Origin of the sequence: Promicromonospora citrea, assembly GCF_013004695.1 — a bacterium.
Taxonomy (GTDB): Bacteria; Actinomycetota; Actinomycetes; order Actinomycetales; family Cellulomonadaceae; genus Promicromonospora; species Promicromonospora citrea.
Genome location: NZ_JABEMG010000027.1, coordinates 12,115 through 35,323 on the forward strand (window position 1 = coordinate 12,115; position 23,209 = coordinate 35,323).

Genomic DNA, 23,209 nt, shown 5'->3' on the forward strand with positions numbered 1-23,209 from the left:
ACCGACCCGGGAGCTCAGGCCGGCGGCGGGGCCGTCGAGTCGCGGAGCACCAGGCTCGTCGCGAGCTCGGTGCGCAGCGTGTGGCCGCTCGCGGTGCGCGCGCGGTGCACGAGGTCGACGGCGGTCGCGCCCATCTCGGCGAGCGGCTGCCGCACCGTGGTGAGCGCCGGGTCGATCCACGGCGCGACGGGCAGGTCGTCGAACCCGACCAGCGACACGTCGCGAGGCACGGAGAGCCCCGCCTCGCGCAGCGCCCGCAGCGCGCCGAGCGCCGTGTCGTCGCTGCTGGCGAAGATCGCGGTGGGCGGGTCGTCCAGCGCCAGGAGCCGCCGCGCGCCCTCGTAGCCCGACGTCACGCCGTAGCTGCCCACGTGCACGAGCTCGTCGTCCGTGGTCAGGCCGGCGCGGATCATCGCGGCGCGGTAGCCCGCGAGGCGCGCGATCGCGTTGTCCTGCTCGAGCGCGCCCGTGATCGTGGCGATGCGGGTGTGGCCGAGCGCGAGCAGGTGCGCCGTCGCCTCGAGGCCCCCCTGGAAGTTGGTGGCGCCCACGCTCAGCATGCCGGCGGGCGGGGGCTGCCGCGGGTCGACGACGACGAGCGGCGTGCCGGTGTCCTCCAGCGCGCGGCGGGCCTCGGCGTCGGGCACCGCGACGATGCTGACCAGTCCGTCGGTGCCGCGCTCGAGCGCGTGCCGCACCCAGGCGCTGCAGTCGTCGGGGTCCGGCTCGACGGCCAGGACCACGTCGAGGCCGAGCCGCCGCGCGCCCGCGACCGCGCCGCGCACCACCGCCTCGGACCACGTGCCCTCGAAGTCGACGATGCGCACGTCGATCATGCCGGTCGGCCGGGCCGACGGCGGCCGCAGCGCGTACCCGTGCCGCTCGAGCACCTCGGTGACGCGCGCACGGGTCCGGCCGGAGACGTCCGGGCGCATGTTGAGCACCTTGGAGACCGTGGGCACCGAGACGCCCGCCTCGGCCGCCACGACGGCGAGCGGGGTGCGGGTCGGTTCGGCTGCCATGGGTCCTCCGGCGTCTCGGCGATCAGTCAGGTGCTCGTTTCCGAAATCCGGATCGTAGCCGACGGGCCCGCTCGGCCCGCAATTGCCCGGGGCGACGGCGGAGACCTGCGGCCGTGCGCCGTTGACATCACCCCGGACCGCGCCTAACCTCCCGGGGTCTTTCCGAGATTGACTGTCGAAATTTCGGAACCTGCGAGCCGGCCTCGCGGATCAACAAAGGAGTGATCGTGAACAGGACACCTCGCCTCGTCGCAGCGGCGACGGCGTCGACCCTCACGCTGGCCCTCGCCCTGACCGGGTGCGGCCGCAGCGACGAGGGCGGCAGCGGCACGGCCGACACCTCCACCGCCCTCACCGACGGTCCCGCGACCGGCACCGTCGAGGTCTGGGCGATGGGCACGGAGGGTGAGCTGCTGCCCGAGCTCGCCGAGCAGTTCGAGGCCGACAACCCCGACGTGACGGTGAACGTCACGCCCGTCCCGTGGGAGTCGTCCACCGAGAAGATCAACACCGCCATCGCGACCGGCGAGGTGCCCGACGTCATGCAGGTGGGCACGACCCTCATGAGCGGGTTCGTCGGGCTCGACGGCCTGGCACCGACCCCGGAGGGCATCGACCCCGACGCGTTCTTCCCGGGCGCCTGGGACACCACCGTCGTCGACGGCACCTCCTACGGCGTGCCCTGGTACGTCGAGTCGCGCGTGCTCTACTACCGCACGGACCTCGCCGAGAAGGCGGGCGTCGAGGCGCCGCAGACGTGGGACGACCTCACCGAGTTCGCCGCGGGCCTGCAGGACGCCGGGGCCGACGAGGGCATCGCGCTGCAGACGCGCGGCAACTCCACCGCCCTCATGTACCTGCCGTTCTACTGGCAGGCGGGCGGCGAGATCATGAACGAGGACGGCGAGTTCACGCTCGACAACGAGGCGCAGGTCAAGGCGCTGGAGTACTACTCCTCCTTCATGCGGGACGGCCTCGCGCCGCCCGTGCTGGTCGAGGAGGAGAAGGTCCAGAACTTCGTCGACGGCAGGCTCGGCTCGTTCGTCTCCGGCCCGTGGGAGCGCAGCAACCTGCTCACCACAGCGGGCGACGACTTCGCCGGGAAGTTCGACGTCGTGCCGCTGCCGTCCGACGAGACCACCGCGTCCTTCATCGGCGGTTCCAACCTGGCCGTCCTCGCCGACGCCGCCAACCCCGACGCCGCCTGGAAGTTCGTGCAGTTCGCCACCGACCCGGCCACCCAGGTCGACTGGTTCGAGATCTCCCACGACCTCCCCGCCGCCCAGGCCGCCTGGGAGGACCCGGCCCTGGCCGACGACGAGACCGTCGCCGTCTACGAGGACGTGCTGAGCACCGCGCGCTCCACGCCGGCCATCCCGACCTGGGCCGAGATCGAGCACGAGATCGACCTCGTCATCGAGCAGGTCATCGCGGGCGACCTCAGCCCGCAGGACGCGGCCACCCGGATCCAGGACGCCGCCACCTCGATCGGGACGGGTCTGGACTGACCGTGACCGTCTCCGCACGCCGCCGCCGCACGGGCCTCGCCGCCTGGGGCTTCGCGCTGCCGTTCACGCTGCTGTTCGCGGTGTTCCTGCTGGTCCCCGTCGCGTCCTCGCTGTACATGGCGTTCACCGACATGCGTGGCGCGGACCTCAGGACGCCGTGGGCCGTGAACTTCGTGGGGTTCGCGAACTTCGCCGAGGCGCTGGCCGACCCCAAGTTCCAGCAGGCCGCGGGCAACACGCTCTACTTCGTGGGGGTGGCGATGCCGCTCACCCTCGCGCTCGCGCTGCTGCTCGCGGTGCTGCTGAACTCGGGCCTGGTGTGGTTCCGGTCGGTGTTCCGCGTGGGCTTCTACGCCCCCGTGGTCACGTCGATCGTCGCGGTGGCGGTCGTGTGGCGGTTCCTGCTGCAGCCCGACTTCGGCCTCGTCAACTCCGCGCTCGGCGCGGTCGGGGTCGACGGGCCGCGCTGGCTCACCGACGAGACCTGGGCCATGCCCGCCCTCATCGTCATGGCCACGTGGCGCAACGTCGGGTACTCGATGGTCATCCTGCTAGCCGGCCTGCAGGGCATCCCGCGCGACGTGTACGAGGCGTCGTCGATCGACGGCGCCGGGCCCGTGCGGCAGTTCTGGTCGGTGACCGTGCCGCTGCTGCGGCCGACGATCCTGTTCTGCGCCGTCATCACCGGCATCGGCTACCTGCAGTTCTTCGAGGAGCCGTTCGTCATGACCCAGGGCGGGCCGCTGGGCGCCACCAACTCCGTGGCGTACGAGATCTTCAACCAGTTCGGCTTCGGGAACTACGGCCTGTCCGCCGCGATGAGCTACGTGCTGTTCGTCGCCATCGTGATCCTGTCCTACCTGCAGTTCCGCCTCCTGCGGACGGAAAAGTGATGGCCTCGACGACGACGGCTCCCCTGACGACGGCTCCCGCGACAACCCGGGTGCGGCCGGACACCCGGCGCAGGACCCCGCGCGCGATCCTGCTCAACGTCGCGCTCCTGCTCGGGCTCGCCGCCTCGATCGGCCCGCTCGTGTGGATGGTGGTGTCCTCGGTCAAGCCGGAGGGCGAGATCCGGCAGTTCCCGCCCACGCTGCTGCCCGCCGACCCCACGTGGTCCAACTACACCGAGCTGTTCGCGCAGCTCAGCTTCCCGCGGTACTTCCTCAACTCCGTGGTCGTCGCGCTGATCGTCACCGTCGGCTCGGTGCTGTTCAGCGCGATGGTCGGCTACGCGCTCGCCAAGCTCGACTTCCCCGGCAAGCGCACCCTGTTCGCGCTCGTCATGGGCACGCTGATGGTGCCGGGCATGGTCACCTTCGTGCCGCTGTTCGTCCTCGTGGCGAACCTCGACCTGATCAACACCTACGCCGCCCTGATCCTGCCCTTCCTCGCGGCACCGTTCGGCGTGTTCCTCATGCGGCAGTTCATGCTCGACGTGCCGGACGAGCTGCTCGACGCCGCGCGCGTCGACGGCGCCGGCGAGTTCCGCACCTTCTTCCGCATCGTGCTGCCGCAGGCCAAGCCCGCGCTCGCGACGCTCGGCATCCTCACCTTCCTCGGGTCGTGGAACAACTTCCTCTGGCCCCTGGTCGCCGTGCAGTCCGCCGACCGGTACACCCTGCCCGTGGCCCTCGCGCTCTACTCGACCGGCCAGAACACCGTGCAGTACGGCCTGCTCGTGGCCGGTGCCACCGTCATCGTGCTGCCGATCCTCGTCGTCTTCCTCGCCCTCCAGCGGCACATCGTGCAGGGCATCGCGACCACCGGGCTCAAGTAGCCTCCCGCACCCTCTCCCGCACCCTCTTCAGGAGCTCTTCCGTGACCGAACAGACCACCGCGCCGACCACGCTGCCCACGGCCCCCGGCTTCCTCTGGGGCGCGTCGACCGCCGCGCACCAGATCGAGGGCGGCAACGTCAACAGCGACTGGTGGGCCAAGGAGCACGTCGCCGGGACGCTGTGCGCGGAGAGCTCCGGCGACGCCGTCGACAGCTACCACCGCTACCCCGAGGACATCCGCCTCCTGGCGGACGCCGGCCTCAACGCCTACCGGTTCTCCGTCGAGTGGGCACGCATCGAGCCCGCGCAGGGCGAGGTCTCCCGTGCCCAGCTCGCGCACTACCGGCGCATGATCGACGCGTGCCTCGAGGCGGGCGTCACCCCCGTCGTCACGCTGCTGCACTTCACGCTCCCGCGCTGGTTCGCCGAGCAGGGCGGCTGGTTCGCGCCCGACGCGATCGACACCTACGCCCGGTACGTCGAGACCGTCACCGCGATCCTCGACGACGTGCGGCACGTCGTCACCATCAACGAGCCCAACATCACCTCGATGATGCTCGGCGCCAGCCGCCGCACCAACCTCGACGCCGCCGGCCTCGCCGCCCCCGACGAGGCCGCCTCCGAGCTCCAGGCGACCGCGCACCGCCGCGCCGTCGAGATCCTGCACGGGCTCGGGCACGTGCAGGCGGGCTGGACCGTCGCCAACCAGGTGTTCCAGGCTGCCCCGGGCGCCGAGGAAGCCCGCGACGCCTACGCCTACCCCCGCGAGGACTTCTTCCTCGAGGTCGCCCGCGGCGACGACTTCGTCGGCGTCCAGAGCTACCTGCGCACGATCATCGGCACCGACGGCGAGCCCGTCCCCTTCCCCGACGACGTCGAGCGGACCCTCACCGGGTGGGAGTACTACCCGCAGGCGCTCGGCGAGGCGCTCGAGCACACCCGCCGCGTGACCGGCGGCGTGCCGATGATCGTCACCGAGAACGGCATCGCCACCGCCGACGACGCCCGCCGCATCGACTACACCCGCGGCGCGCTGGAGGGCATGGCCCGCGCGATCGCCGCCGGGTGCCGCGTCGACGGGTACCTGCACTGGTCCCTGCTCGACAACTACGAGTGGATGAGCGGCTTCGCGCCGACCTTCGGGCTGGTCGCCGTCGACCGCACCACCTTCGAGCGCACCCCCAAGCCCAGCCTCGCCTGGCTCGGCAAGGTCGCCCGGACGGGCGAGCTGCCCGCCTGAGCGGCACGACCCCACCCGCACGCCCCGGCTACGACGACGTAGAGGAGACCACCATGCGAGACCGGCCCGCACGACGCCCCCGAGCACGGACGAGAACCCTGACCGGGGTGGCGGCCGCCGTCGCGGCCCTTGCGCTCGCGGCGGCGCCCGCGAGCGCCGCGGCGGCGCCGTCGACCCCGGACGACCGCAGGCAGCTGCGCACCTGGGCCGCGGACACGTGGCGCTCGTTCGACGCCCTGGTGGTCGAGGAGACCGGCCTGCCGGACGACAACATCGGCGGTGACCTCGACCCGGGCAGCCGCGGCGGGTACACCTCTCCGACGAACATCGGCGCGTACCTGTGGAGCACGGTCGTGGCGCGCGACGTCGGCCTCATCGACCGGCGTGAGGCCCGCGAGCGCCTGGCGACGACGCTGGACAGCGTCGCGGGCCTGGAGCGGCACGAGCCGAGCGGCATGTTCTACAACTGGTACGACCCGGCGACGGGCGACAAGCTGCTCGAGCTGCCCGGCGGGGACCCGGTCGAGCCGTTCGTGTCGAGCGTGGACAACGGCTGGCTGGCCACGGGCCTGCTGCTGACGAGCCGCGCCGAGCCGTCGCTCGCCGACGAGGCGGACGCGGTGCGCTCCGCGATGAACTTCGGCTGCTACTACGACCCGGCGCAGAACCAGATCCGCGGCGGGTTCTGGGACACCGACCCGCAGGAGACGGCGCCGGTGCCGGGCGACTACTGCGGCATGGGCACCGACGTCTGGTACACGGGCCACCACTACGGCGCGTTCAACACCGAGCCCCGCATCGCGTCCTACCTGGGCATCGCGGCGGGCCAGATCCCGCCGGAGCACTACTTCGGCACGTACCGCACGTTCCCGGACTCCTGCGACTGGGACTGGACCGAGACGCGCCCCACGGGCCACTGGGCCGAGTACCTGGGCGTGCCGGTCTTCGAGGGCGCGCTGCCCTACCGGGGCACGCGCGTGGTGCCGACGTGGGGCGGCAGCATGTTCGAGGCGCTCATGGTGCCGCTGTTCGTCCCGGAGGAGCGGTGGGGGCCACGGTCCTGGGGCCGCAACCACCCGCTGTACGTGCGCGGGCAGATCGAGCACGGACTGCACGAGGCGGGCTACGGGTACTGGGGCTTCTCGCCGTCGAACGACCCGGCGGGCGGGTACCGCGAGTACGGCGTCGACCAGCTCGGCCTCGACGGGCCGGGGTACACCTCCGACCAGGAGCGCACGACCGTCGACCAGCCGTACGAGGGCTGCCGCGAGGGGTCGCCCGCGCCCACGCGGTACGGCGACGGCGTCGTGACGCCGCACGCCTCGTTCCTCGCCCTGCGCTACGCGCACGACGACGCGATGGCGAACCTGCGGAACATCGCCGCCGACTTCGACGCCTACGGCCCGGGCGGCTTCTACGACGCCGTCGCGGTGCGCAGCGGGCAGGTGTCGCAGCGGTACCTGGCGCTGGACCAGGGCATGATCATGGCCGCGCTGGGCAACGAGCTGGCCGGGGACGCGGTCCGCCGCTACGTCTCGCGCGGCGCCCTGGAGCGCGAGGTGCGCCCGCTGATGCGCCTGGAGGAGTTCGCGGTAGGCCGCGACTGAGCCCCACCCCGCACGTGGCGCACGCTCGGGTCACCATGGTGACCCGAGCGTCCGCCACGTCGTCCGTACCTGACGAAGGAGCAGTCCGTTGACCGTCGGCCTCGCCTCCCGCCTGGGACGCACCGTGCTCTACCAGATCTACCCGCAGTCGTACGCGGACGCCGACGGCGACGGGATCGGCGACCTCCCGGGCATCACGCAGCGCCTCGACTACCTGGCGTGGCTCGGGGTGGACGCGATCTGGCTCAGCCCCTGCTTCGTGTCCCCGTTCGCCGACGCCGGGTACGACGTCGCCGACTTCCTCACCGTGGCCCCGCGCTACGGCACGAACGAGGACATGGCGCGGCTGACGGAGGAGGCCGGGCGGCGCGGCATCGCCGTGCTGCTCGACCTCGTCGCCGGGCACACGTCCGACCAGCACCCGTGGTTCCGCGCGTCGGCCGACGACCCCGAGGACCACCGGTTCGTCTGGAGCGACGTGCCGGTCGAGGGCTTCCAGCCCGGGCCCGGGGCCCGGGGCGGGTACTACCGGCCCAACTTCTTCCCCGTGCAGCCCGCGCTGAACTACGGCTACGCGCGGCTCGACCCGGCCGAGCCCTGGCGGCAGCCGGTCGACGCCCCCGGGCCGCGGGCCAACCGCGCCGCGCTGCGCGAGATCATGGCGCACTGGTTCGGCCTGGGCGTGGCCGGGTTCCGGGTCGACATGGCGTCGTCGCTCGTCAAGGACGACCCGGGCCACGTCGAGACGAGCAGGCTGTGGGGCGAGATGCGGGCCTGGCTGGACCGCGAGTGGCCGGGCCGCGTCATCGTCAGCGAGTGGGGCGACCCGCGGGTCTCGGTCCCTGCGGGCTTCCACGCCGACTTCTTCCTCCAGTTCGGTGGCGACGACAACGGGCTGCCGCTGCGCTCGCTGTGGAACAACGGCTCCGGCGTCATGGACCCGGCCTGGGGCGAGGTGCCCGCGTGGGCGGCGGCCGAGGCCCGCGGTGACGCCCGGACGTTCGTGCACGCCTGGCAGGCCGCGGCCGACGCCATCGCGGCAGCCGGACGCGGCGGCGTGGTCGGCCTGCCGACGTCGAACCACGACTTCACGCGGCTCGTCGCCGGGCCGCGGGACGCCCGGCAGGCGCGCGTGGCGCACGTGCTCACGCTCACCTGGCCCGCGATGCCGTCGGTCTACTACGGCGACGAGATCGGCATGCGATACGTGCCGGGCACGCCGACGACGGAGGGCTCGCGGCTCGGCCCCGCCTACGACCGGGCGGGCTCGCGCACGCCCATGCAGTGGGGCGCGGTGCCGGCGGGCCGGCTGGGCCCCGGCAGCCCCGCCGAGTCCCGGTACCTGCCGCAGGACCCGGACCCCGACCGGCCGACCGTCGCCGACCAGCTCGACGACGAGACCTCGCTGCTGCACCACGTGCGCGACCTGATCGCCCTGCGGCACGCGGACCCGCGGCTCGACGTCGCCGCACCCGTCGAGGTGCTCGCGACCGGCTACCCCTTCGCGTACCTGCGGGGCGGCACGCTCGCCGTCGTGCTCAACCCGGGCGGCGCGGACGTCCGGCTCCCGCTGGCCGGCGCCGCCGCGGCACGGGCCCTGCTGGCGCAGGGCCTGGACGTCGAGCGGCACGACGGCGGGACCGACGTCGTCCGCCTCGCCGCGCATGGGTACGCGGTGCTCGACCTGGCGGCCGCCGCGTAGGTCGCCGCTCGGGCTCAGCCGCGCTCCGCGCGGACGGTGCCCGCCCGGCCGGGGGCGTCGTCCCCGGACATCCCCGGTGACGGCACGCGGCGGAAGCGGCCCGGCGGGACACCGTGCGCCCGGCGGAACGCCGCGGAGAAGGCGAACTCCGTCGCGTAGCCGACCTGGCGGGCGATCGTCGCCAGCGGCGCGTCCGTCTCGCGCAGGAGCCCTGCCGCCCGGTCCAGGCGCCACTCCGTCAGGTAGCGCATCGGCGGCCGGCCGACGAGCTCGGTGAACCGCCGGGCGAACGACGTCCGCGGCAGGCCCGCCACCCGGCTGAGCCGCTCCACGGTCCACGGTTCCGCGGGACGCTCGTGGATCTCGCGGAGCGCGGTCGCGATCGCCGGGTCGTCGGTCAGCGCGCCGTCGCCCGGCTCGTGCTCCTCGCGCCACTGCCGCAGCACGTGCACGAGCACCAGGTCGAGCAGGGCGGGCACCGTGGCGTCGTCCCCCGCGGGGCTCGCCGCCACCTCCGCCCGCAGCAGGTCGGCCAGGGCGCGCAGCCGCGGGGCGCGCTCGCGGTCGGGCGACACGACCACGAGGGCGGGCAGCGTCCGCAGGTAGTGCGGCGCCGCACCGTGCGCGAGGTGGTACGACCCGCAGAGGAACTCGAAGCGGGCGGGCCCCTGCTCGGGCGGGTGGGGGCCGAACGCCACCATCGGGAGGTCGCCCAGCCGTGCCGGGACGGGCGAGAGCCCGTGCGCCGCGCCCGCCGACGCGAGCACGACGTCGCCCGGGCGGAGCTCGACCGGGCCGGCGTGCTCGCTGACGAGCCAGCACGTGCCCGCGAGGACGATGTGGAACCCGCTGCCCTCGAAGGCGGGAAACCGGACGCCGCGGGGACCGGTCTGCCGCACCAGCCGCGCCCCGGGCCTGCCCACGCGGACGGAACGGATCACCTCGCCGACCAGGTCCATACCTCGGATGCTAACTGTATGAGGCCAGGACGTTGTTGACGCGTTTCGGGGTGGCGGATCCGGGCGGTTTGCCGTCGTGCGCGCCGTGGGGCCGGTGGTAGTTGTAGTGCAGGTTCCAGGTCTCGAGCGCATTTTCGCGTTGCTGCTCTGATGTCCAGGTTCTCGCGTAGAGGAACTCTTCGGCGAGGATGCGGTTGTAGCGCTCGACCTTCCCGTTGTGCTTGGGCGTATATGGCTTCGTGCGCTGATGTTCGGCACCATTCAGGGCGGCGGCGAAGGCGTTGGAGCGGTAACAGGAGCCGTTGTCGGTGATGATCCGCTCGATCTTCACAATCCCGTGGTTGGCGAACCAATCGCGGGCGCGGTTCAAGAAGGCGACGGCGGTGGGGCCTTTCTCGTTGTCGAGCGACTCGGTATATGCCAAGCGCGTGTGCCCGTCGATCGCGGAATGCAGATACGCGTATCCGGCTCGCGCTCCGCGTGTCTTCGCACGGGTTGCGGCTCTGGCCTCGTGGCTGTCTTTGCCGTGGGCGCGCCAGCCACCGCCGTCGGGGATGCGCCCGACCTTCTTCACGTCCAGGTGGATCATGTGCCCGGGATGCTTGGCGGTGATCGTCTTGATCTCCCGGTTCACCTTGCCGTTCGGGTCGATGAACCGCCGGCGGCTCAACCCGAACTGAGCCAGGTAGCGGGTGATCGTGCGCCGGCTGACCGTGGTTCCGCCCTCACCGAGCTCGAAGGCGATGCGAGATGCCGACCACTTGTGCTCGCGCCGCATCGACTCGATCCGCGCCACCGTCTCGCCGAGTGTCGCGGTCGGCTGCCGAACCGGAGCAGACGAGCGATCAAGCAGCCCGAGTTCGCCGAACTTCCGATAGCGGTTCACCCACTTCGATGCAGTCGCACGAGAGATGCCCATCTCGGCGGCCACGTGCGCTATTGGACGGGTGCGGCAGCGTTCGATGAGTCGCTTGCGGCCTTCCGGGGTGAGAGGGGCGTTTCGGTGGGTCGTCGCAGTCAGGGTGCGGCCTTCCCTCCTCTGTCGTCAGACGTGGAGAAGCTCGTCACGACGCGTCGATGAGTCGTCGAACCGCGTCGTACGACGGTTTGGGCGCGTAGTCGTCGTAGAGGAGTCCGAATCCGTTCTGCCAGTTGCCGTCGCTGATCCCGTCGCGGAGTGAGAACAGCTCGTACACGCTCACCTCGCCGGTCACGGCCACAGCCTCTGCGACGGCTTGCAGGATGCGCGCCTGCTTTGCCTCGTCGCGGGTGTGGCCGGTGGGCCAGCCGGTCTCGGTCACGTGGATCGGCGTTGCTTCGGAGATTCCGGCGTCGCGGGTGACGTGGCGCAGCGTGTGGACGAGGAACTGGGCTCCTGCGCCCACTTTGTCTTCCGGGAGGGGGCGGAAGACGTCGGGGAACATGTCGAGGCCGATGAAGTCGAGTCGCGCGGTCGAGTCCGGGCCCAGAGCGTCGACCATCGTGGTCCAGAACGCTGGGTCGGCGACTCCCGCGCCGTTCACGCCGATTCCGACATTCGCGCCCAGCTGGTCGCGTTCCTCGAGTCCGGCCTCAACTCCCGCCGCGACCGCTTCGAAGCAGCCGGGGAAGCCGCCATCCTGTGGGTACAGCACATTGAGTTCTTCGCCGACCTGGACTTTCCCGCCGCCCCATGCGGCAACATCTCGAACCGCCTGGCGCACGAACTCTGCGTAGCCGGCAAGGGCCGGCTCGGTGGCGCGATAGCACGCAGTGAGGTCCATCAGCCGTCCGCGTCCGGTGTAGTTCGCGGGATCGGCCGGGGCTGCGACCACGCCGGGCTCGGGCTCTCCAGATCCCCGATAGTGCCGATAGCAGCGGATGTAGAACTGCTCCGCATCGCCCTGCAACCGGTCAAGGGCGGCGCGCGTACGCTCCACATCCTCTGGTGGCGTCACAAGCGGAGTCAGCTCCACCAGATCCGCCGCGATCACACCGGGCCAGATTCCAAATAGCATAACGAGCTCCCAAGTAGTCGTATACGGGCATCATCATCGTAGCCGTATACGGCCATGCTCGCTAGCATGGACCCATGCCGACCAACGCGCTCGCCAACCCGCTCGTGCTGCCGATCCTGGGGCTGGTCGCCGAGCAGCCCGGGCACGCCTACGCCCTGTTCAGCGAGCTGCGCTCGCGCTATGCCTACATCAGCGTGCGCAACTCGACCGTCTACACACTGCTCAACACACTCGTAGAGGCCGGCTGGCTGCACTCGGAGCCGAGAGACACAGATCGACAGACGTTCCAGCTCACCTCGGCAGGCCGACAAGCTCTAGCCGAGCGAGTCGAGCATGAGCTCCGAGATGGCGCTCTCGGCAACCGCACCGCATTCATGACCGCACTGGCCTACCTCGGAATCCTCACCCCGACCGAAGCGGCAGCCGCACTGCAAAGTCGCGTCAACCGCATCCATCAGGAGGAAGAGCGCCTTGCAAGCGCGCTTGACGAGGCTGGAAGCGTCCCCGAACTACACATGATTGAAACCCACTACTACCGCGACCAGCTCAATCACGAACGCTCATGGCTGGATGCGACCGTCCGCCGCATCCGCTCCAATACCCTCGCCTGGCCCAGCCGGAAGAGCTAGTCGCCTGACACAGGCGCACGCCACATGACGGGACTCGTCCGCCCGCCGGCACCCGCCCACGAGGTTCCCGTCAACAATGTCCTGGCCAGCAACAGCTAACCCCGCCCGCCTGCTCACCCGGCCGGCGCGAGGGCACGGTCGCGTATGGACCGGGGCGTCTCGCACATGGTCCGCGCGCCCGCGGGCTGCTGGGCTGGTGCCGTGAGCAACGACACCGCCGACCCCGCCCTCGGCTCGACCACCACCACCGACCGAGCGACGCGCGCCGAGCTGCTCGACGTGCTGCGGGACCAGGCCGCCACGACGGAGCAGGCCGGGCGGCCGACCCACGACACCCTGACCGCCCTGCGCGCCCTCGGCGCGCTCGCCCTGCGCACGCCCCGCGCCCACGGCGGCGCGGGCGCGGACACGACGACGGTCGCCCGCCGGCTGACCGAGGTCGGGCGCGCGTGCCCGACGTCGGCCTGGGTGGCCGGTACGTGCCTGACCGCCAAGAACATCGCCGCGACCGTTCTGCCCGAGGCCGCGGCGGCGGAGGTGTTCGCCGACCCGGACACGCTGTTCTGCGGGTCCGGTTTCCCGGGCGGACGCGGCGAGCGGGTGCCCGGTGGCGTGCGCGTCACGGGGAGCTGGCCGAACGTCTCCGGGTGCGAGGACGCCGTCTGGGCCTCCCTCGGCGTGCTCGTCGACGGCGCGCTGACCTTCGTCGTCGTCCCGGTCGACGCCCTGACCGTCGAGCGGACCTGGGACGTCGCGGGGATGCGCGGCACCGGCAGCCACACGCTGGTCGCGCGGGACCTCGTCGTGCCCGACGGGCGCACGGGCCGGGCGGCCCCGTTCGGCCCCGCCGACCAGCTGCTGTACGTCGTCGCCGTCCTGGCGCCCGTCGTGGGCGCGGCGCAGGGCGCCCTCGACGCGACCACCGAGATGTTCGCCTCCGCCCGCAAGCCGTACCTGACCGCCTACACGCGGATGGGTGAGTCGCCCGGGGCGCGGCACTGGCTCGCCGAGGCGAGCCACCTCGTGCACGGTGCCGAGACGAGCATGCTCGCCGTCGCGGACCGCACGGACTCCGCCGCGGCCGGAACGGACGACGCGGACGCCCTCGCCGGCGCCGGCGGTCACCGCCTGCGGCTGGCCCTCGCGGACGCCGCCCGGGACTGCCGCGCCGCCCTCGAGCTCGTCCTGGACCTCAACGGGACCAGCGGGTTCCGGGCGGGCAGCCCCGTCCAGCGGCTCTGGCGGGACGTCGCCGTCGGCAGCCGCCACCCCTTGCTCAACCCGTACCTCACCACGGAGCGCCTGGGCGAGGCGCTCGTGCCGCCGCCCGCCGCGTAGCAGGGCGCCGGACGGGCGGGCCCCGGACGCCGCGCGGAGGTTAGCCTTGCCCCCGTGGAACTGATCCGGAAGGGCAAGGTTCGCGAGGTCTACGCGGACGGCGACGATGTGATCCTGGTGGCCTCCGACCGCGTGTCGGTGTACGACGTGGTGCTGCCGACACCCGTCCCGGACAAGGGCGCGATCCTCACGCAGCTCTCGCTGTGGTGGTTCCGCCAGTTCGCCGACCTCGTGCCCAACCACGTGATCAGCGAGGACGTGCCCGCGGAGTGGGCAGGCCGAGCGATCCGCTGCAAGCGCCTGGACATCGTCCCGGTCGAGTGCATCGCACGCGGCTACCTCACGGGTGGCGGCCTGGAGAGCTACCGGGCGACGGGCACCGTCTCGGGCGTCGCCTTCCCGCCCGGCCTCGTGGAGGCCTCCCGGCTGCCGGAGCCCGTCTTCACACCGTCGACCAAGGCGGAGGAGGGGCACGACGAGTACATCTCCGTCGAGGAGATCGCCCGCGACCTCGGCGAGGAGACCACGGCCCGGCTGAAGGACCTCACGCTCGCGATCTACGGGCGCGGCGCCGAGATCGCCCGCGAGCGCGGCGTGCTCATCGCCGACACCAAGGTCGAGTTCGGCACGGACGCCGACGGCGTGCTCACGCTGGCCGACGAGGTGCTCACCCCCGACTCCTCACGGTTCTGGAAGGCGAGCGAGTACGAGCCCGGCCGCGCGCAGTGGTCGTACGACAAGCAGTTCGTGCGCGACTGGTCGGCGACGCTGACCGGCTGGGACCGCACGTACCCGGGCCCCGAGATCCCCGACGACGTCGTGCGGGAGACCCGGGCCCGCTACGTCGAGATCTACGAGCAGCTCACGGGCGAGCGCTGGACCTGACCGGTCCCGGCCCGGGCGGCCCGGCCGCGGCGCGGCTCGAACACGCGTGTCAGTGTCCCGGGCTAGCCTCTGCCCCGTGAGCACGACCGCCGCCTCTCCGTCCACGGACCGGTCCGGGCACCCGCCCGGCCACCGGTCCGCCTACCAGGCCACCTTCGAGGAGCTGGGCACGCCGCTGCGGGACGTCACCTTCGTGGTGGTGGACCTGGAGACGACGGGGACCAGCGCGGCCGAGGGCGGCATCACCGAGATCGGTGCGGTCAAGGTGCGCGGCGGCGAGGTGCTGGGCGAGTTCCAGTCGCTCGTCAACCCCGGTCAGCCGGTCCCCGCGTTCGTGGCCCGGCTGACGGGCATCACCAACGCCATGGTGGCCACGGCGCCGGACATCGCGCTCGTGCTGCCCAGCTTCCTCGAGTTCGCGCGCGGCAGCGTCCTGGTGGCGCACAACGCGCCCTTCGACGTCGGCTTCCTCAAGGCGATGTGCGCCCGGCTGGACTACCCGTGGCCGGGGTTCCAGGTGGTGGACACCGTGCCGCTCGCCCGGCGCCTCGTCACGCGGGACGAGGCGCCGAACCACAAGCTGTCCAGCCTGGCGCGCCTGTTCCACGCGACGGTCTCGCCCGACCACCGTGCGCTGTCCGACGCGCGCGCCACGGTCGACGTGCTGCACGGCCTGTTCGACCGCCTCGCGCCGATGGGCGTCACCCACCTCGAGGACCTGGCGACCGCGGCCGACCCCGTGCCGCCGGAGGTGCGCCGCAAGCGCCACCTCGCGGACGACCTGCCGGACGCCCCCGGTGTCTACCTGTTCCGCGGGCCGGGCGACGAGGTGCTGTACGTCGGCACGTCGGTCAACATCCGCAAGCGCGTGCGCTCGTACTTCACCGCGGCCGAGAAGCGGAAGCGGATCACGGAGATGGTGCGCATCGCCGAGCGGGTCACGCCCGTCGCGTGCGCGACGCCGCTCGAGGCGCAGGTGCGCGAGCTGCGCCTCATCACCGAGCACGCGCCGCGCTACAACCGGCGCTCGAAGTACCCCGAGCGGCACGCGTGGGTGCGGCTGACGGACGAGGCGTACCCTCGCCTGTCCGTCGTGGGCGCCGTGGTGGAGGGCGCGGCGCACATCGGCCCGTTCGGCTCCCGGCGTGCCGCGCAGGAGGCCGTGCACGCCCTGCACGACGCGCTGAACCTGCGCCAGTGCACCGCGCGTCTGCCGCTCGTCTCCCGGGTCGCGGGCAGCCCGTGCGCGCTGGCCGGGATGGGCCGGTGCTCGGCACCGTGCGTCGCCACCGAGGCGCCGGACGCGTCGTACGCCGCGGTGGCCGACGCCGCACGCCAGGCCCTCACGGGCGACCCGGCCCCCGTGGTGCGCGCGCTGTCGGACCGGATCGCCGCGCTCGCCCACCAGGAGCGGTACGAGGAGGCGGGTGAGGTGACGCGGCGGCTGCGCGCGTTCGTCGCGGGCGCGCACCGCGCCCAGCGCCTCGACCCCCTCGCCCGCTGCGCCGAGCTCGTGGCGGCACGCCCGTCCGGGATCGGTGACGCCCCGGGCAGGCCCGGCGGCTGGGAGATCGTGGTGGTCAAGCACGGCCGCCTCGCGGCGACCGACGTCTCGGCGCCCGGTGCCGACCCCCTCCCCCTCGTCGCGGCGCTGCGCACGACGGCGGAGCACGTCGATCCGCCTGTCGCGCCGGCACCGGCCGCGCACCCGGAGGAGACCGACCTTCTGCTCGCGTGGCTCGGCTCCCCCGGCGTGCGGCTCGTCCACGTGGACGGCACGTGGGCGTGCCCCGTGCGCGCGGCGGGCGCCCACGCCGACCTCGCGTGGGCTTCGGACCGCGTGCGGGCGGAGATGGACGCCGTGGGGCACGCGCACGAGTCGCAGGTGGATACGATGACGGCATGCTGACCGCGATCGTCCTCATCGACGCCGAGACGTCCCGCATCCCCGAGGTCGCGCAGGAGGTCGCGAACATCGACGGAGTGAGCGAGGTGTTCTCCGTGACCGGCAAGACCGACCTCGTGGCGATCGTGCGCGTGCCCGAGCACGAGCAGCTCGCCGGGGTGGTCTCCGACAACGTGAACAAGGTGCCCGGCGTGCAGAACACCGAGACCCTCATCGCGTTCCGCGCCTACTCCAAGGCCGACCTCGAGCAGGCCTTCGCCCTCGGCCTGGACGACTGACCCCACCGCCGAGGTAGTCACCTGGCGAAGTAGTCACCTGGCGAGGTAGTCACGTCAGCCGTCAACCGCCTCGTCGATCACCCTCGGCCACCCGTGACGGCGCGGTCCTGCTCGGCACCCACCTCGACCGGCGGCCGCTCGGGCGCGGTGTGCCTGCCGTGGTGCGCGTGCGCGGCCTCGAGCTCCGCGGGGGTCACCGGCTCGACCCGGTCCTCGTAGAAGAACCGCGACAGCCTCTGCCACCGCTTCTCGGCCACGTAGCCCTTGCGCTTCACGCCGCGAGCGTCCGTCTCCGGGGCGATCTCCAGCGGCGCCGGCGAGTCGTAGCCCACGCGGAGCCACCGCTCCTGCTCGTCGAGGGGGGTGTGCACCTCGATGTACTCGCCGTTCGCGAACCGCACGATGCGGCCCGACTCGTGCCCGTGCAGCACCAGCTCACGGTCCTTGCGCTGCAGACCGAGGCACACGCGTTTGGTGACCCAGAAGGCCACGAGGGGGCCGACGAAGAGCAGCACGCGCAGCACCCACGTGATCGCGAAGATCGACAACGAGAAGTGCGTCGCGATGAGGTCGTTCGTCGCCGCGAGCGCGCACACCAGGAAGGCCGTGAAGATCGCGACGCCCGCCGCCGTCCGCACGGGCCGGTTGCGTGGCCGGTCCAGCACGTGGTGCTCGCCGCGGTCACCCGTCACGCGCGCCTCGACGAACGGCCACGCGAACAGCACGGTGAACAGGATCCCCGGCACGATGACGGCCGGGATGAGCAGGTTCATGCTCAGCGTGTACCCGCCGATCACCCACTCCCAGCCGGGGCCGGGCGTCAGGCGCAGCGCGCCGTCGACGAACAGGATGTACCAGTCGGGCTGTGTGCCCGCCGAGACCGGCGACGGGTCGTACGGGCCGTAGTTCCAGACGTTGTTGATCGCCATCGTGGCGCCCATGAGCGTGAGCACCCCGGCGATGATGAAGAAGTTGCCCGTCATCTTCGCCACGTAGACCGGCAGGGCCGGGTACCCCACGACGTTCCGGTCGGTGCGGCCGCCGCCCGGGTACTGGGTGTGCTTCTGCAGCACCATGAGGAACAGGTGCAGCGCGATGAGCGCGATCAGGAGCCCCGGGATCACGAAGATGTGGATGGTGAACAGGCGCGGGATGATGTGCTCGCCCGGGAACTCGCCGCCGAACACGAGGAACGACAGGTACGAGCCGATCAGCGGGATCGACTTCACGACGCCGTCGATGATGCGCAGGCCGTTGCCCGAGAGCACGTCGTCCGGCAGCGAGTAGCCGGAGAAGCCCGCGGCGAGGGCCAGCACCAGCATGATCGCGCCGACCAGCCAGTTGATCTCGCGCGGCTTGCGGAACGCGCCGGTGAAGAAGATCCGGAACATGTGCAGGATGATCGACGCGACGAAGATCAGAGCAGCCCAGTGGTGGATCTGCCGCATGAGCAGGCCGCCGCGCACCTCGAACGACATCTCCACCGTCGACCGGAAGGCGGCCGACATGAGCTGCCCCTGCATCGACGCGGGGTGCTCGCCCTCGAAGCGCACGAGCGCCATCGACGGCTCGAAGAACATCGTCAGGAAGAAGCCCGAGGCGATGAGCACGACGAACGAGAACAGGGCGATCTCGCCGAGCATGAAGGACCAGTGGTCCGGGAAGACCTTGCGCGCGAACTCCTTGACGGCCACGCCGATGGACGTGCGCTGGTCGAGGTAGTCCGCCGCCTTGCCGACCCTCGTCGTCGGCCCGTCGCTCGGCTGCTGGTTCGAGTGTTGCTGGTGTGCCACGTCGTCACCCCTCGCACGCAGGCGCCCGCGGCAGCCTCGCCGCGGACACCTCCAGTACACACCCGGGAGCGAGCCGCTTCCACCCCTGACGCGCCAGATCCGGCGCACCGGCCGGGGCGGGTGCCCCGGCGTGCGCCGGATCTGGTCAGCGGGTCACGCCGTGGGGACGACCAGACCGGAGGTCTGCGTCTTCGCGCGGTTGAGGCGCTCGGAGACGTTGTCCCACGCCACCAGGTTCCACCAGGCCTTGATGTAGTCCGGGCGGACGTTCAGGTAGTCGATGTAGTAGGCGTGCTCCCAGCAGTCCAGCATGAGGACGGGGGTCAGCGCGAACGGGATGTTGCCCTGCTGGTCGAAGAGCTGAACGACGACCAGCTTCTGGCCGACCGAGTCCCAGGCCAGGACGGCCCAGCCCGAGCCCTGCACACCGGCGGCGACGGCGGTGAAGTGCGCCTTGAACTTCTCGAACGAGCCGAAGTGCTCGTCGATCGCAGCGGCGATGTCGCCGGTCGGCTCGCCGCCGGCCTCGGGCGCCATGTTCGTCCAGAAGATCGAGTGGTTGATGTGACCACCGAGGTTGAACGCGAGGTCCTTCTCGATCTTGTTCACGTTCGCCAGGTTGCCCGTCTCGCGGGCCTCCTCGAGCTGCTCCAGGGCAGTGTTCGCGCCCTTGACGTAGGTCGCGTGGTGCTTGGAGTGGTGCAGCTCCATGATCTTGCCCGAGATGTGGGGCTCGAGGGCGGCGTAGTCGTAGGTCAGGTCAGGGAGCGTGTAGACAGCCATTGCTGAGGTACCTCCAGGATCGGTCCGCGCGCCGGACGGCACGCGGGTCATGCCGCCGTCCTGGCCGTGCGCCGCTGCGGTGCCCGGCGGGACGGCAATGGCCCGTGTCCCCGGCCGCAGACGCGGACCGGGAGACACAGGCCATCGCTTGGACTCGCAGGTCGCTCAGTGCTCCCGCGAGGTGGTGCCTGCGCCCGCCTCGACGGCCGGGCGCTCGTCCGACTCGCCCAGCTGGTCGTGCTCGCCGTGCGAGTGCGCGGCCGCGACCTCCGCGGGGGTCACCGGCTCGACACGGTCCTCGTAGAAGAACCGCGACAGCCGCTGCCACCGCTTGTCGGACGCGTAGCCCTTGCGCTTCACGCCGCGGGCGTCGGTCTTGGGTGCGATCTCCAGCGGGGCCGGGGAGTCGTAGTTGACCCGCAGCCACCGCTCCTGCTCGTCGAGCGGGGTGTGCACCTCGATGTACTCGCCGTTCGCGAACCGCACGATGCGGCCCGACTCGTGCCCGTGCAGCACCAGCTCACGGTCCTTGCGCTGCAGCCCGAGGCAGATGCGGCGCGTGACCGAGTAGGCGAAGACCGGGCCGACGAACAGCAGGATGCGGAACACCCACGTGATCGCGTTGATCGAGAGCCCGAAGTGGGTCGCGATGAGGTCGTTCGAGCCGGCCAGGGCCAGCACGATGAACGCCGTCAGGAACGCGACGCCGAGACCGGTGCGGGCCGGCCGGTTGCGCGGGCGGTCCAGCACGTGGTGCTCGCGGTCGTCCTTCGTGACCTTGGCCTCGATGAACGGGTAGACGAACAGGAACGTGAACAGCAGGCCCGGCACGACCACGGCCGGGATCAGGATGTTCCACGACAAGGTGTACCCGAAGATCACCCACTCGGTGCCCTGCCCCGGCATGAGGCGCAGCGAACCCTCGAGGAACAGCATGTACCAGTCCGGCTGGGCACCGGCGGAGACCGGCGACGGGTCGTACGGGCCGTAGTTCCAGACGTTGTTGATCGCCATCGTGGCGCCCATGAGCGCCAGCACGCCGAAGACCAGGAAGAAGTTGCCGGTCATCTTGGCGACGTACACCGGCAGCGCCGGGTAGCCGACGACGTTGGTGTCGGTGCGGCCGCCGCCCGGGTACTGGGTGTGCTTCTGCAGCACCATGAGGAACAGGTGCAGCGCGATGAGCGCCAGCAGGATGCCCGGCACGACGAAGATGTGCAGCGTGAACAGGCGGGGCACGATGTGGTGGCCCGGGAACTCGCCACCGAAGATCAGGTACGACAGGAACGAACCGAGGAGCGGGATCGACTTGACCACGCCGTCGGTGATGCGCAGGCCGTTGCCCGAGAGCACGTCGTCCGGCAGCGAGTAGCCGGTGAAGCCGGCAGCCAGGCCGAGGATCATGAGCAGCAGGCCGACGATCCAGTTGATCTCACGCGGCTTGCGGAACGCGCCGGTGAAGAACACGCGCATCATGTGCACGACGATCGAGGCCATGAAGATGAGCGCCGACCAGTGGTGGATCTGCCGCATGAGCAGGCCGCCGCGCACCTCGAACGACATGTCGAGGGTCGAGGCGAACGCCACCGACATCAGCTCGCCGTGCATGCTCGCCGGGTGCTCGCCCTCGTAGCGCGTGAGCGCCATCGACGGCTCGAAGAACATCGTCAGGAAGAAGCCCGAGATGATGAGCACGACGAACGAGAACAGGGCGATCTCGCCGAGCATGAAGGACCAGTGGTCCGGGAAGACCTTGCGCGCGAACTCCTTGACGGCCACGCCGATGGACGTGCGCTGGTCGAGGTAGTCCGCCGCCTTGCCGACCGTCGTCGTCGGCTTGGCCGGGGCCTCGCGCTGGGTGTCGTGGGTCGCGGTGCTCACTTCAGGCGCTCCCAGAAGCTCGGGCCGATGGGCTCGGCGAAGTCGTCCTGCGCCACGAGGTAGCCCTCGTCGTCGACCGTGATCGGCAGCTGCGGCAGCCGGCGGTTCGCCGGGCCGAAGACGACCTTTGCGCTGTCGGCGATGTCGAACGTCGACTGGTGGCACGGGCACAGGAGGTGGTGGGTCTGCTGCTCGTAGAGGGCCACGGGGCACCCCACGTGCGTGCAGATCTTGGAGTAGGCGACGATGCCCTCGTGCGACCAGGTCTCGCCCTCGGGCGACTGGTCGGTCCGCAGGTCCTCCGGGTTGAGGCGCACCATCAGCACGACGGCCTTGGACTTCTCCGTGACCCACTCGTGGGACTCGCGGAACTCCTCGGTGGTCTCGGGGATCACGTGGAACACCGAGCCGACCGTGACGTCGGAGGCCTTGATGGGACGACCCGACGGGTCGATCGCGAGGCGGGTGCCGCGCTTCCACATCGTGTGCTTGAACGAGGAGACGTTCCAGTCGCCGCCGACGGAGCCGATGAGCGGCACCGCGATGGCGAGCGGGAAGAGCGCGAGCGCGCCGAAGAACGCGCCCTTGAGCACGCCGCGGCGGCCGACGACGCCCGAGTCGACGAGGCCCTCGTTCATGTCGCGGATCGCGGTCTCGCGGGCCTCGCCCTGCGTGGCCAGCGTGTGCCGCTCCTGGACGAACTCCCGGTCGCCCATGAGGGTCTTGGCCCAGTGGATGCCCGCGACGCCGATGCCGAGCAGCGACACCGCGAGGCCGAGGCCGATCAGCAGCGTCGACAGGCGCACACCGCCCGTCGTGCCGTCCGGCGGCACGAGGACGTAGGCGACGATCGAGCCGACCGTGCCGAGGATCGACAGGACGAACAGGAGCGTGACCGTCCGCTCGGCACGCTTGGCGGCCCGGGGGTCGGTGTCGGTCAGGCGGGGCTTGTGCTCGGGGACGCCCGGGTCGGTGAACCGGTCGGCGGGCACGACGGCGTTGCCTGCCTCCGGGGCGACCGTCACCTCGTGCGAGGCGTCGGGCTGGGGGTTCTGGTTCTCGCTCACGAGGACTTCGCTCCGATCCACACTGCGGCGCCGATGAGCAGGCCGAGGCCGATTGCGAAGGCCCACAGGCCCTCGGACACCGGGCCGAGGGAGCCGAGCGCGTTGCCGCCCGCCGAACCCTCGCGCTGCTCGACGAGGAACGCGACGATGTCGCGCTTCTCGTCCGGCGTGATGTTCGCGTCGTTGAACACCGGCATCGACTGCGGGCCGGTGAGCATCGCCTGGTAGATGTTCCGCTCCGACGTGTCCCACAGCGCCGGGGCGAACTTGCCCTCCGACAGCGCGCCACCCGCGCCGACGGCGTTGTGGCACATGGCGCAGTTGGTGCGGAACAGGGCCATGCCGTTGGCCGCGTCACCCTGCGCGGCGTCGACCTGGTCGTCGGTCGGGATCGCCGGGCCGGCGCCGAGCGACGCGACGTACGCGGCGAGGGCCGCCGTGTCGGCGTCGTCGAACTGGCGCGGCTTGGCACGCGCCTGCGGGCCGTTCATCTGCATCGGCATGCGGCCGGTCGACACCTGGAAGTCGACGGAGGCGGCGCCGACGCCCACCAGGGACGGCACGCCGTCGGTGCCCTCGGCGTTCGCGCCGTGGCACGTCGCGCAGTTGGCCTGGAACAGCTTCTTACCGGTCTCGATGTCCGCGGTGCTGACGGTCTCGGCATTGGCCGTGCTCGGAGCCAGGGCGGCGTAGACGCCGCCCGTGGTCAGCAGCGCCAGCAGCAGGAGCACGACCGGCGCCAGCCGGTGGTGCCTGCGGGCGGCGAGTGCCTTCACGAAAATATCCTCGTCTCGCTGGTGAGTGGTTGAGCTTCTGCAGGAACGTGCAGCAGG

General features: G+C 71.5%; 19 protein-coding genes and 1 pseudogene. 11 read left to right on the top strand and 9 right to left on the bottom strand.

Annotated features, from left to right (window positions below; genetic code table 11):
• Nucleotides 1-14: 14 nt before the first annotated feature.
• Nucleotides 15-1,022 carry a LacI family DNA-binding transcriptional regulator gene (locus HLB15_RS07740; RefSeq protein WP_171104728.1) on the bottom strand — a complete coding sequence of 336 codons (1,008 nt, stop codon included), beginning with the start codon at nucleotides 1,020-1,022 and terminating at the stop codon, nucleotides 15-17.
• Nucleotides 1,023-1,249: 227 nt separating this feature from the next.
• Here HLB15_RS07740 and HLB15_RS07745 point away from each other — a divergent pair, with 227 nt between their 5' ends.
• The 6 genes from HLB15_RS07745 (at nucleotide 1,250) to HLB15_RS07770 (ending at nucleotide 8,860) form a co-directional block, all read left to right on the top strand.
• Complete coding sequence (locus HLB15_RS07745; protein ID WP_229785648.1) at nucleotides 1,250-2,530, top strand: extracellular solute-binding protein; 1,281 nt, start codon at nucleotides 1,250-1,252, stop codon at nucleotides 2,528-2,530.
• A gap of 2 nt (nucleotides 2,531-2,532) precedes the next feature.
• A complete protein-coding gene (locus HLB15_RS07750) occupies nucleotides 2,533-3,423 on the top strand; it encodes a carbohydrate ABC transporter permease (protein ID WP_171104730.1) in 891 nt (296 codons plus the stop codon).
• On the top strand, nucleotides 3,423-4,310 hold the full coding sequence (locus tag HLB15_RS07755) for a carbohydrate ABC transporter permease (RefSeq protein WP_212759619.1): 888 nt from the start codon (nucleotides 3,423-3,425) through the stop codon (nucleotides 4,308-4,310). Before HLB15_RS07750 ends, HLB15_RS07755 begins: the two co-directional genes overlap by 1 nt.
• Before the next feature lie 41 nt (nucleotides 4,311-4,351).
• Complete coding sequence (locus HLB15_RS07760) at nucleotides 4,352-5,551, top strand: glycoside hydrolase family 1 protein (RefSeq protein WP_229785647.1); 1,200 nt, start codon at nucleotides 4,352-4,354, stop codon at nucleotides 5,549-5,551.
• Between the two features lie 53 nt (nucleotides 5,552-5,604).
• On the top strand, nucleotides 5,605-7,158 hold the full coding sequence (locus HLB15_RS07765) for a glucoamylase family protein (RefSeq protein WP_171104731.1): 1,554 nt from the start codon (nucleotides 5,605-5,607) through the stop codon (nucleotides 7,156-7,158).
• Nucleotides 7,159-7,246: 88 nt separating this feature from the next.
• Nucleotides 7,247-8,860 carry an alpha-amylase family glycosyl hydrolase gene (locus HLB15_RS07770; protein ID WP_171104732.1) on the top strand — a complete coding sequence of 538 codons (1,614 nt, stop codon included), beginning with the start codon at nucleotides 7,247-7,249 and terminating at the stop codon, nucleotides 8,858-8,860.
• Nucleotides 8,861-8,874: 14 nt separating this feature from the next.
• Here the strand turns inward: HLB15_RS07770 and HLB15_RS07775 are convergent, their stop codons facing one another.
• The 3 genes from HLB15_RS07775 to HLB15_RS07785 are packed head-to-tail and all read right to left on the bottom strand — an operon-like array spanning nucleotide 8,875 to nucleotide 11,816.
• On the bottom strand, nucleotides 8,875-9,819 hold the full coding sequence (locus tag HLB15_RS07775) for a helix-turn-helix transcriptional regulator (protein WP_171104733.1): 945 nt from the start codon (nucleotides 9,817-9,819) through the stop codon (nucleotides 8,875-8,877).
• A 10-nt stretch (nucleotides 9,820-9,829) separates the two neighbouring features.
• The gene (locus tag HLB15_RS07780; protein ID WP_171104754.1) at nucleotides 9,830-10,840 is read right to left on the bottom strand and encodes an IS481 family transposase; all 1,011 of its coding nucleotides are present in this window, start codon (nucleotides 10,838-10,840) and stop codon (nucleotides 9,830-9,832) included.
• 43 nt (nucleotides 10,841-10,883) lie between these two features.
• On the bottom strand, nucleotides 10,884-11,816 hold the full coding sequence (locus tag HLB15_RS07785; protein ID WP_171104734.1) for a glycoside hydrolase family protein: 933 nt from the start codon (nucleotides 11,814-11,816) through the stop codon (nucleotides 10,884-10,886).
• 74 nt (nucleotides 11,817-11,890) lie between these two features.
• On the opposite strand from HLB15_RS07785, the gene HLB15_RS07790 reads away from it, so the two are divergent.
• The 5 genes and pseudogenes from HLB15_RS07790 (at nucleotide 11,891) to HLB15_RS07810 (ending at nucleotide 16,852) form a co-directional block, all read left to right on the top strand.
• On the top strand, nucleotides 11,891-12,445 hold the full coding sequence (locus HLB15_RS07790; RefSeq protein WP_171104735.1) for a PadR family transcriptional regulator: 555 nt from the start codon (nucleotides 11,891-11,893) through the stop codon (nucleotides 12,443-12,445).
• A gap of 201 nt (nucleotides 12,446-12,646) precedes the next feature.
• Complete coding sequence (locus HLB15_RS07795; protein ID WP_212759620.1) at nucleotides 12,647-13,783, top strand: acyl-CoA dehydrogenase family protein; 1,137 nt, start codon at nucleotides 12,647-12,649, stop codon at nucleotides 13,781-13,783.
• A 48-nt stretch (nucleotides 13,784-13,831) separates the two neighbouring features.
• Nucleotides 13,832-14,668: pseudogene (locus tag HLB15_RS07800) on the top strand (phosphoribosylaminoimidazolesuccinocarboxamide synthase); the annotation flags it as partial.
• Nucleotides 14,669-14,744: 76 nt separating this feature from the next.
• Nucleotides 14,745-16,577 carry a DEDD exonuclease domain-containing protein gene (locus HLB15_RS07805; protein WP_373291120.1) on the top strand — a complete coding sequence of 611 codons (1,833 nt, stop codon included), beginning with the start codon at nucleotides 14,745-14,747 and terminating at the stop codon, nucleotides 16,575-16,577.
• Nucleotides 16,571-16,852, top strand: coding sequence for an Lrp/AsnC family transcriptional regulator (locus tag HLB15_RS07810; RefSeq protein ID WP_171104737.1), 282 nt, complete (start codon nucleotides 16,571-16,573; stop codon nucleotides 16,850-16,852). Before HLB15_RS07805 ends, HLB15_RS07810 begins: the two co-directional genes overlap by 7 nt.
• A 77-nt stretch (nucleotides 16,853-16,929) precedes the next feature.
• On the opposite strand, the gene qcrB (HLB15_RS07815) is transcribed toward HLB15_RS07810, so the two are convergent.
• The 5 genes from qcrB (HLB15_RS07815) to qcrC all read right to left on the bottom strand — a co-directional run bounded on the left by qcrB (HLB15_RS07815) (nucleotide 16,930) and on the right by qcrC (nucleotide 23,152).
• A complete protein-coding gene (gene qcrB, locus HLB15_RS07815; protein WP_171104738.1) occupies nucleotides 16,930-18,645 on the bottom strand; it encodes a cytochrome bc1 complex cytochrome b subunit in 1,716 nt (571 codons plus the stop codon).
• Nucleotides 18,646-18,798: 153 nt separating this feature from the next.
• Nucleotides 18,799-19,428, bottom strand: a complete 630-nt coding sequence (locus HLB15_RS07820; protein WP_171104739.1) for a superoxide dismutase — start codon at nucleotides 19,426-19,428, stop codon at nucleotides 18,799-18,801.
• Nucleotides 19,429-19,593: 165 nt separating this feature from the next.
• Nucleotides 19,594-21,309 carry a cytochrome bc1 complex cytochrome b subunit gene (gene qcrB, locus HLB15_RS07825; RefSeq protein WP_171104740.1) on the bottom strand — a complete coding sequence of 572 codons (1,716 nt, stop codon included), beginning with the start codon at nucleotides 21,307-21,309 and terminating at the stop codon, nucleotides 19,594-19,596.
• The gene (gene qcrA, locus HLB15_RS07830) at nucleotides 21,306-22,376 is read right to left on the bottom strand and encodes a cytochrome bc1 complex Rieske iron-sulfur subunit (protein ID WP_171104741.1); all 1,071 of its coding nucleotides are present in this window, start codon (nucleotides 22,374-22,376) and stop codon (nucleotides 21,306-21,308) included. Before qcrA ends, qcrB (HLB15_RS07825) begins: the two co-directional genes overlap by 4 nt.
• Nucleotides 22,373-23,152: a cytochrome bc1 complex diheme cytochrome c subunit gene (qcrC, locus tag HLB15_RS07835; RefSeq protein ID WP_171104742.1), complete on the bottom strand. Its 780-nt coding sequence runs from the start codon at nucleotides 23,150-23,152 to the stop codon at nucleotides 22,373-22,375. Before qcrC ends, qcrA begins: the two co-directional genes overlap by 4 nt.
• Between the last annotated feature and the right edge of the window lie 57 nt (nucleotides 23,153-23,209).

Coding starts and splice junctions, on each gene's coding strand:
- HLB15_RS07740 (WP_171104728.1), bottom strand. CDS start 1,022: ATGGCAGCCGAACCGACCCGCACCCCGCTCGCCGTCGTGGCGGCCGAG.
- HLB15_RS07755 (WP_212759619.1), top strand. CDS start 3,423: ATGGCCTCGACGACGACGGCTCCCCTGACGACGGCTCCCGCGACAACC.
- HLB15_RS07765 (WP_171104731.1), top strand. CDS start 5,605: ATGCGAGACCGGCCCGCACGACGCCCCCGAGCACGGACGAGAACCCTG.
- HLB15_RS07775 (WP_171104733.1), bottom strand. CDS start 9,819: ATGGACCTGGTCGGCGAGGTGATCCGTTCCGTCCGCGTGGGCAGGCCC.
- HLB15_RS07785 (WP_171104734.1), bottom strand. CDS start 11,816: ATGCTATTTGGAATCTGGCCCGGTGTGATCGCGGCGGATCTGGTGGAG.
- HLB15_RS07790 (WP_171104735.1), top strand. CDS start 11,891: ATGCCGACCAACGCGCTCGCCAACCCGCTCGTGCTGCCGATCCTGGGG.
- HLB15_RS07810 (WP_171104737.1), top strand. CDS start 16,571: ATGCTGACCGCGATCGTCCTCATCGACGCCGAGACGTCCCGCATCCCC.
- HLB15_RS07820 (WP_171104739.1), bottom strand. CDS start 19,428: ATGGCTGTCTACACGCTCCCTGACCTGACCTACGACTACGCCGCCCTC.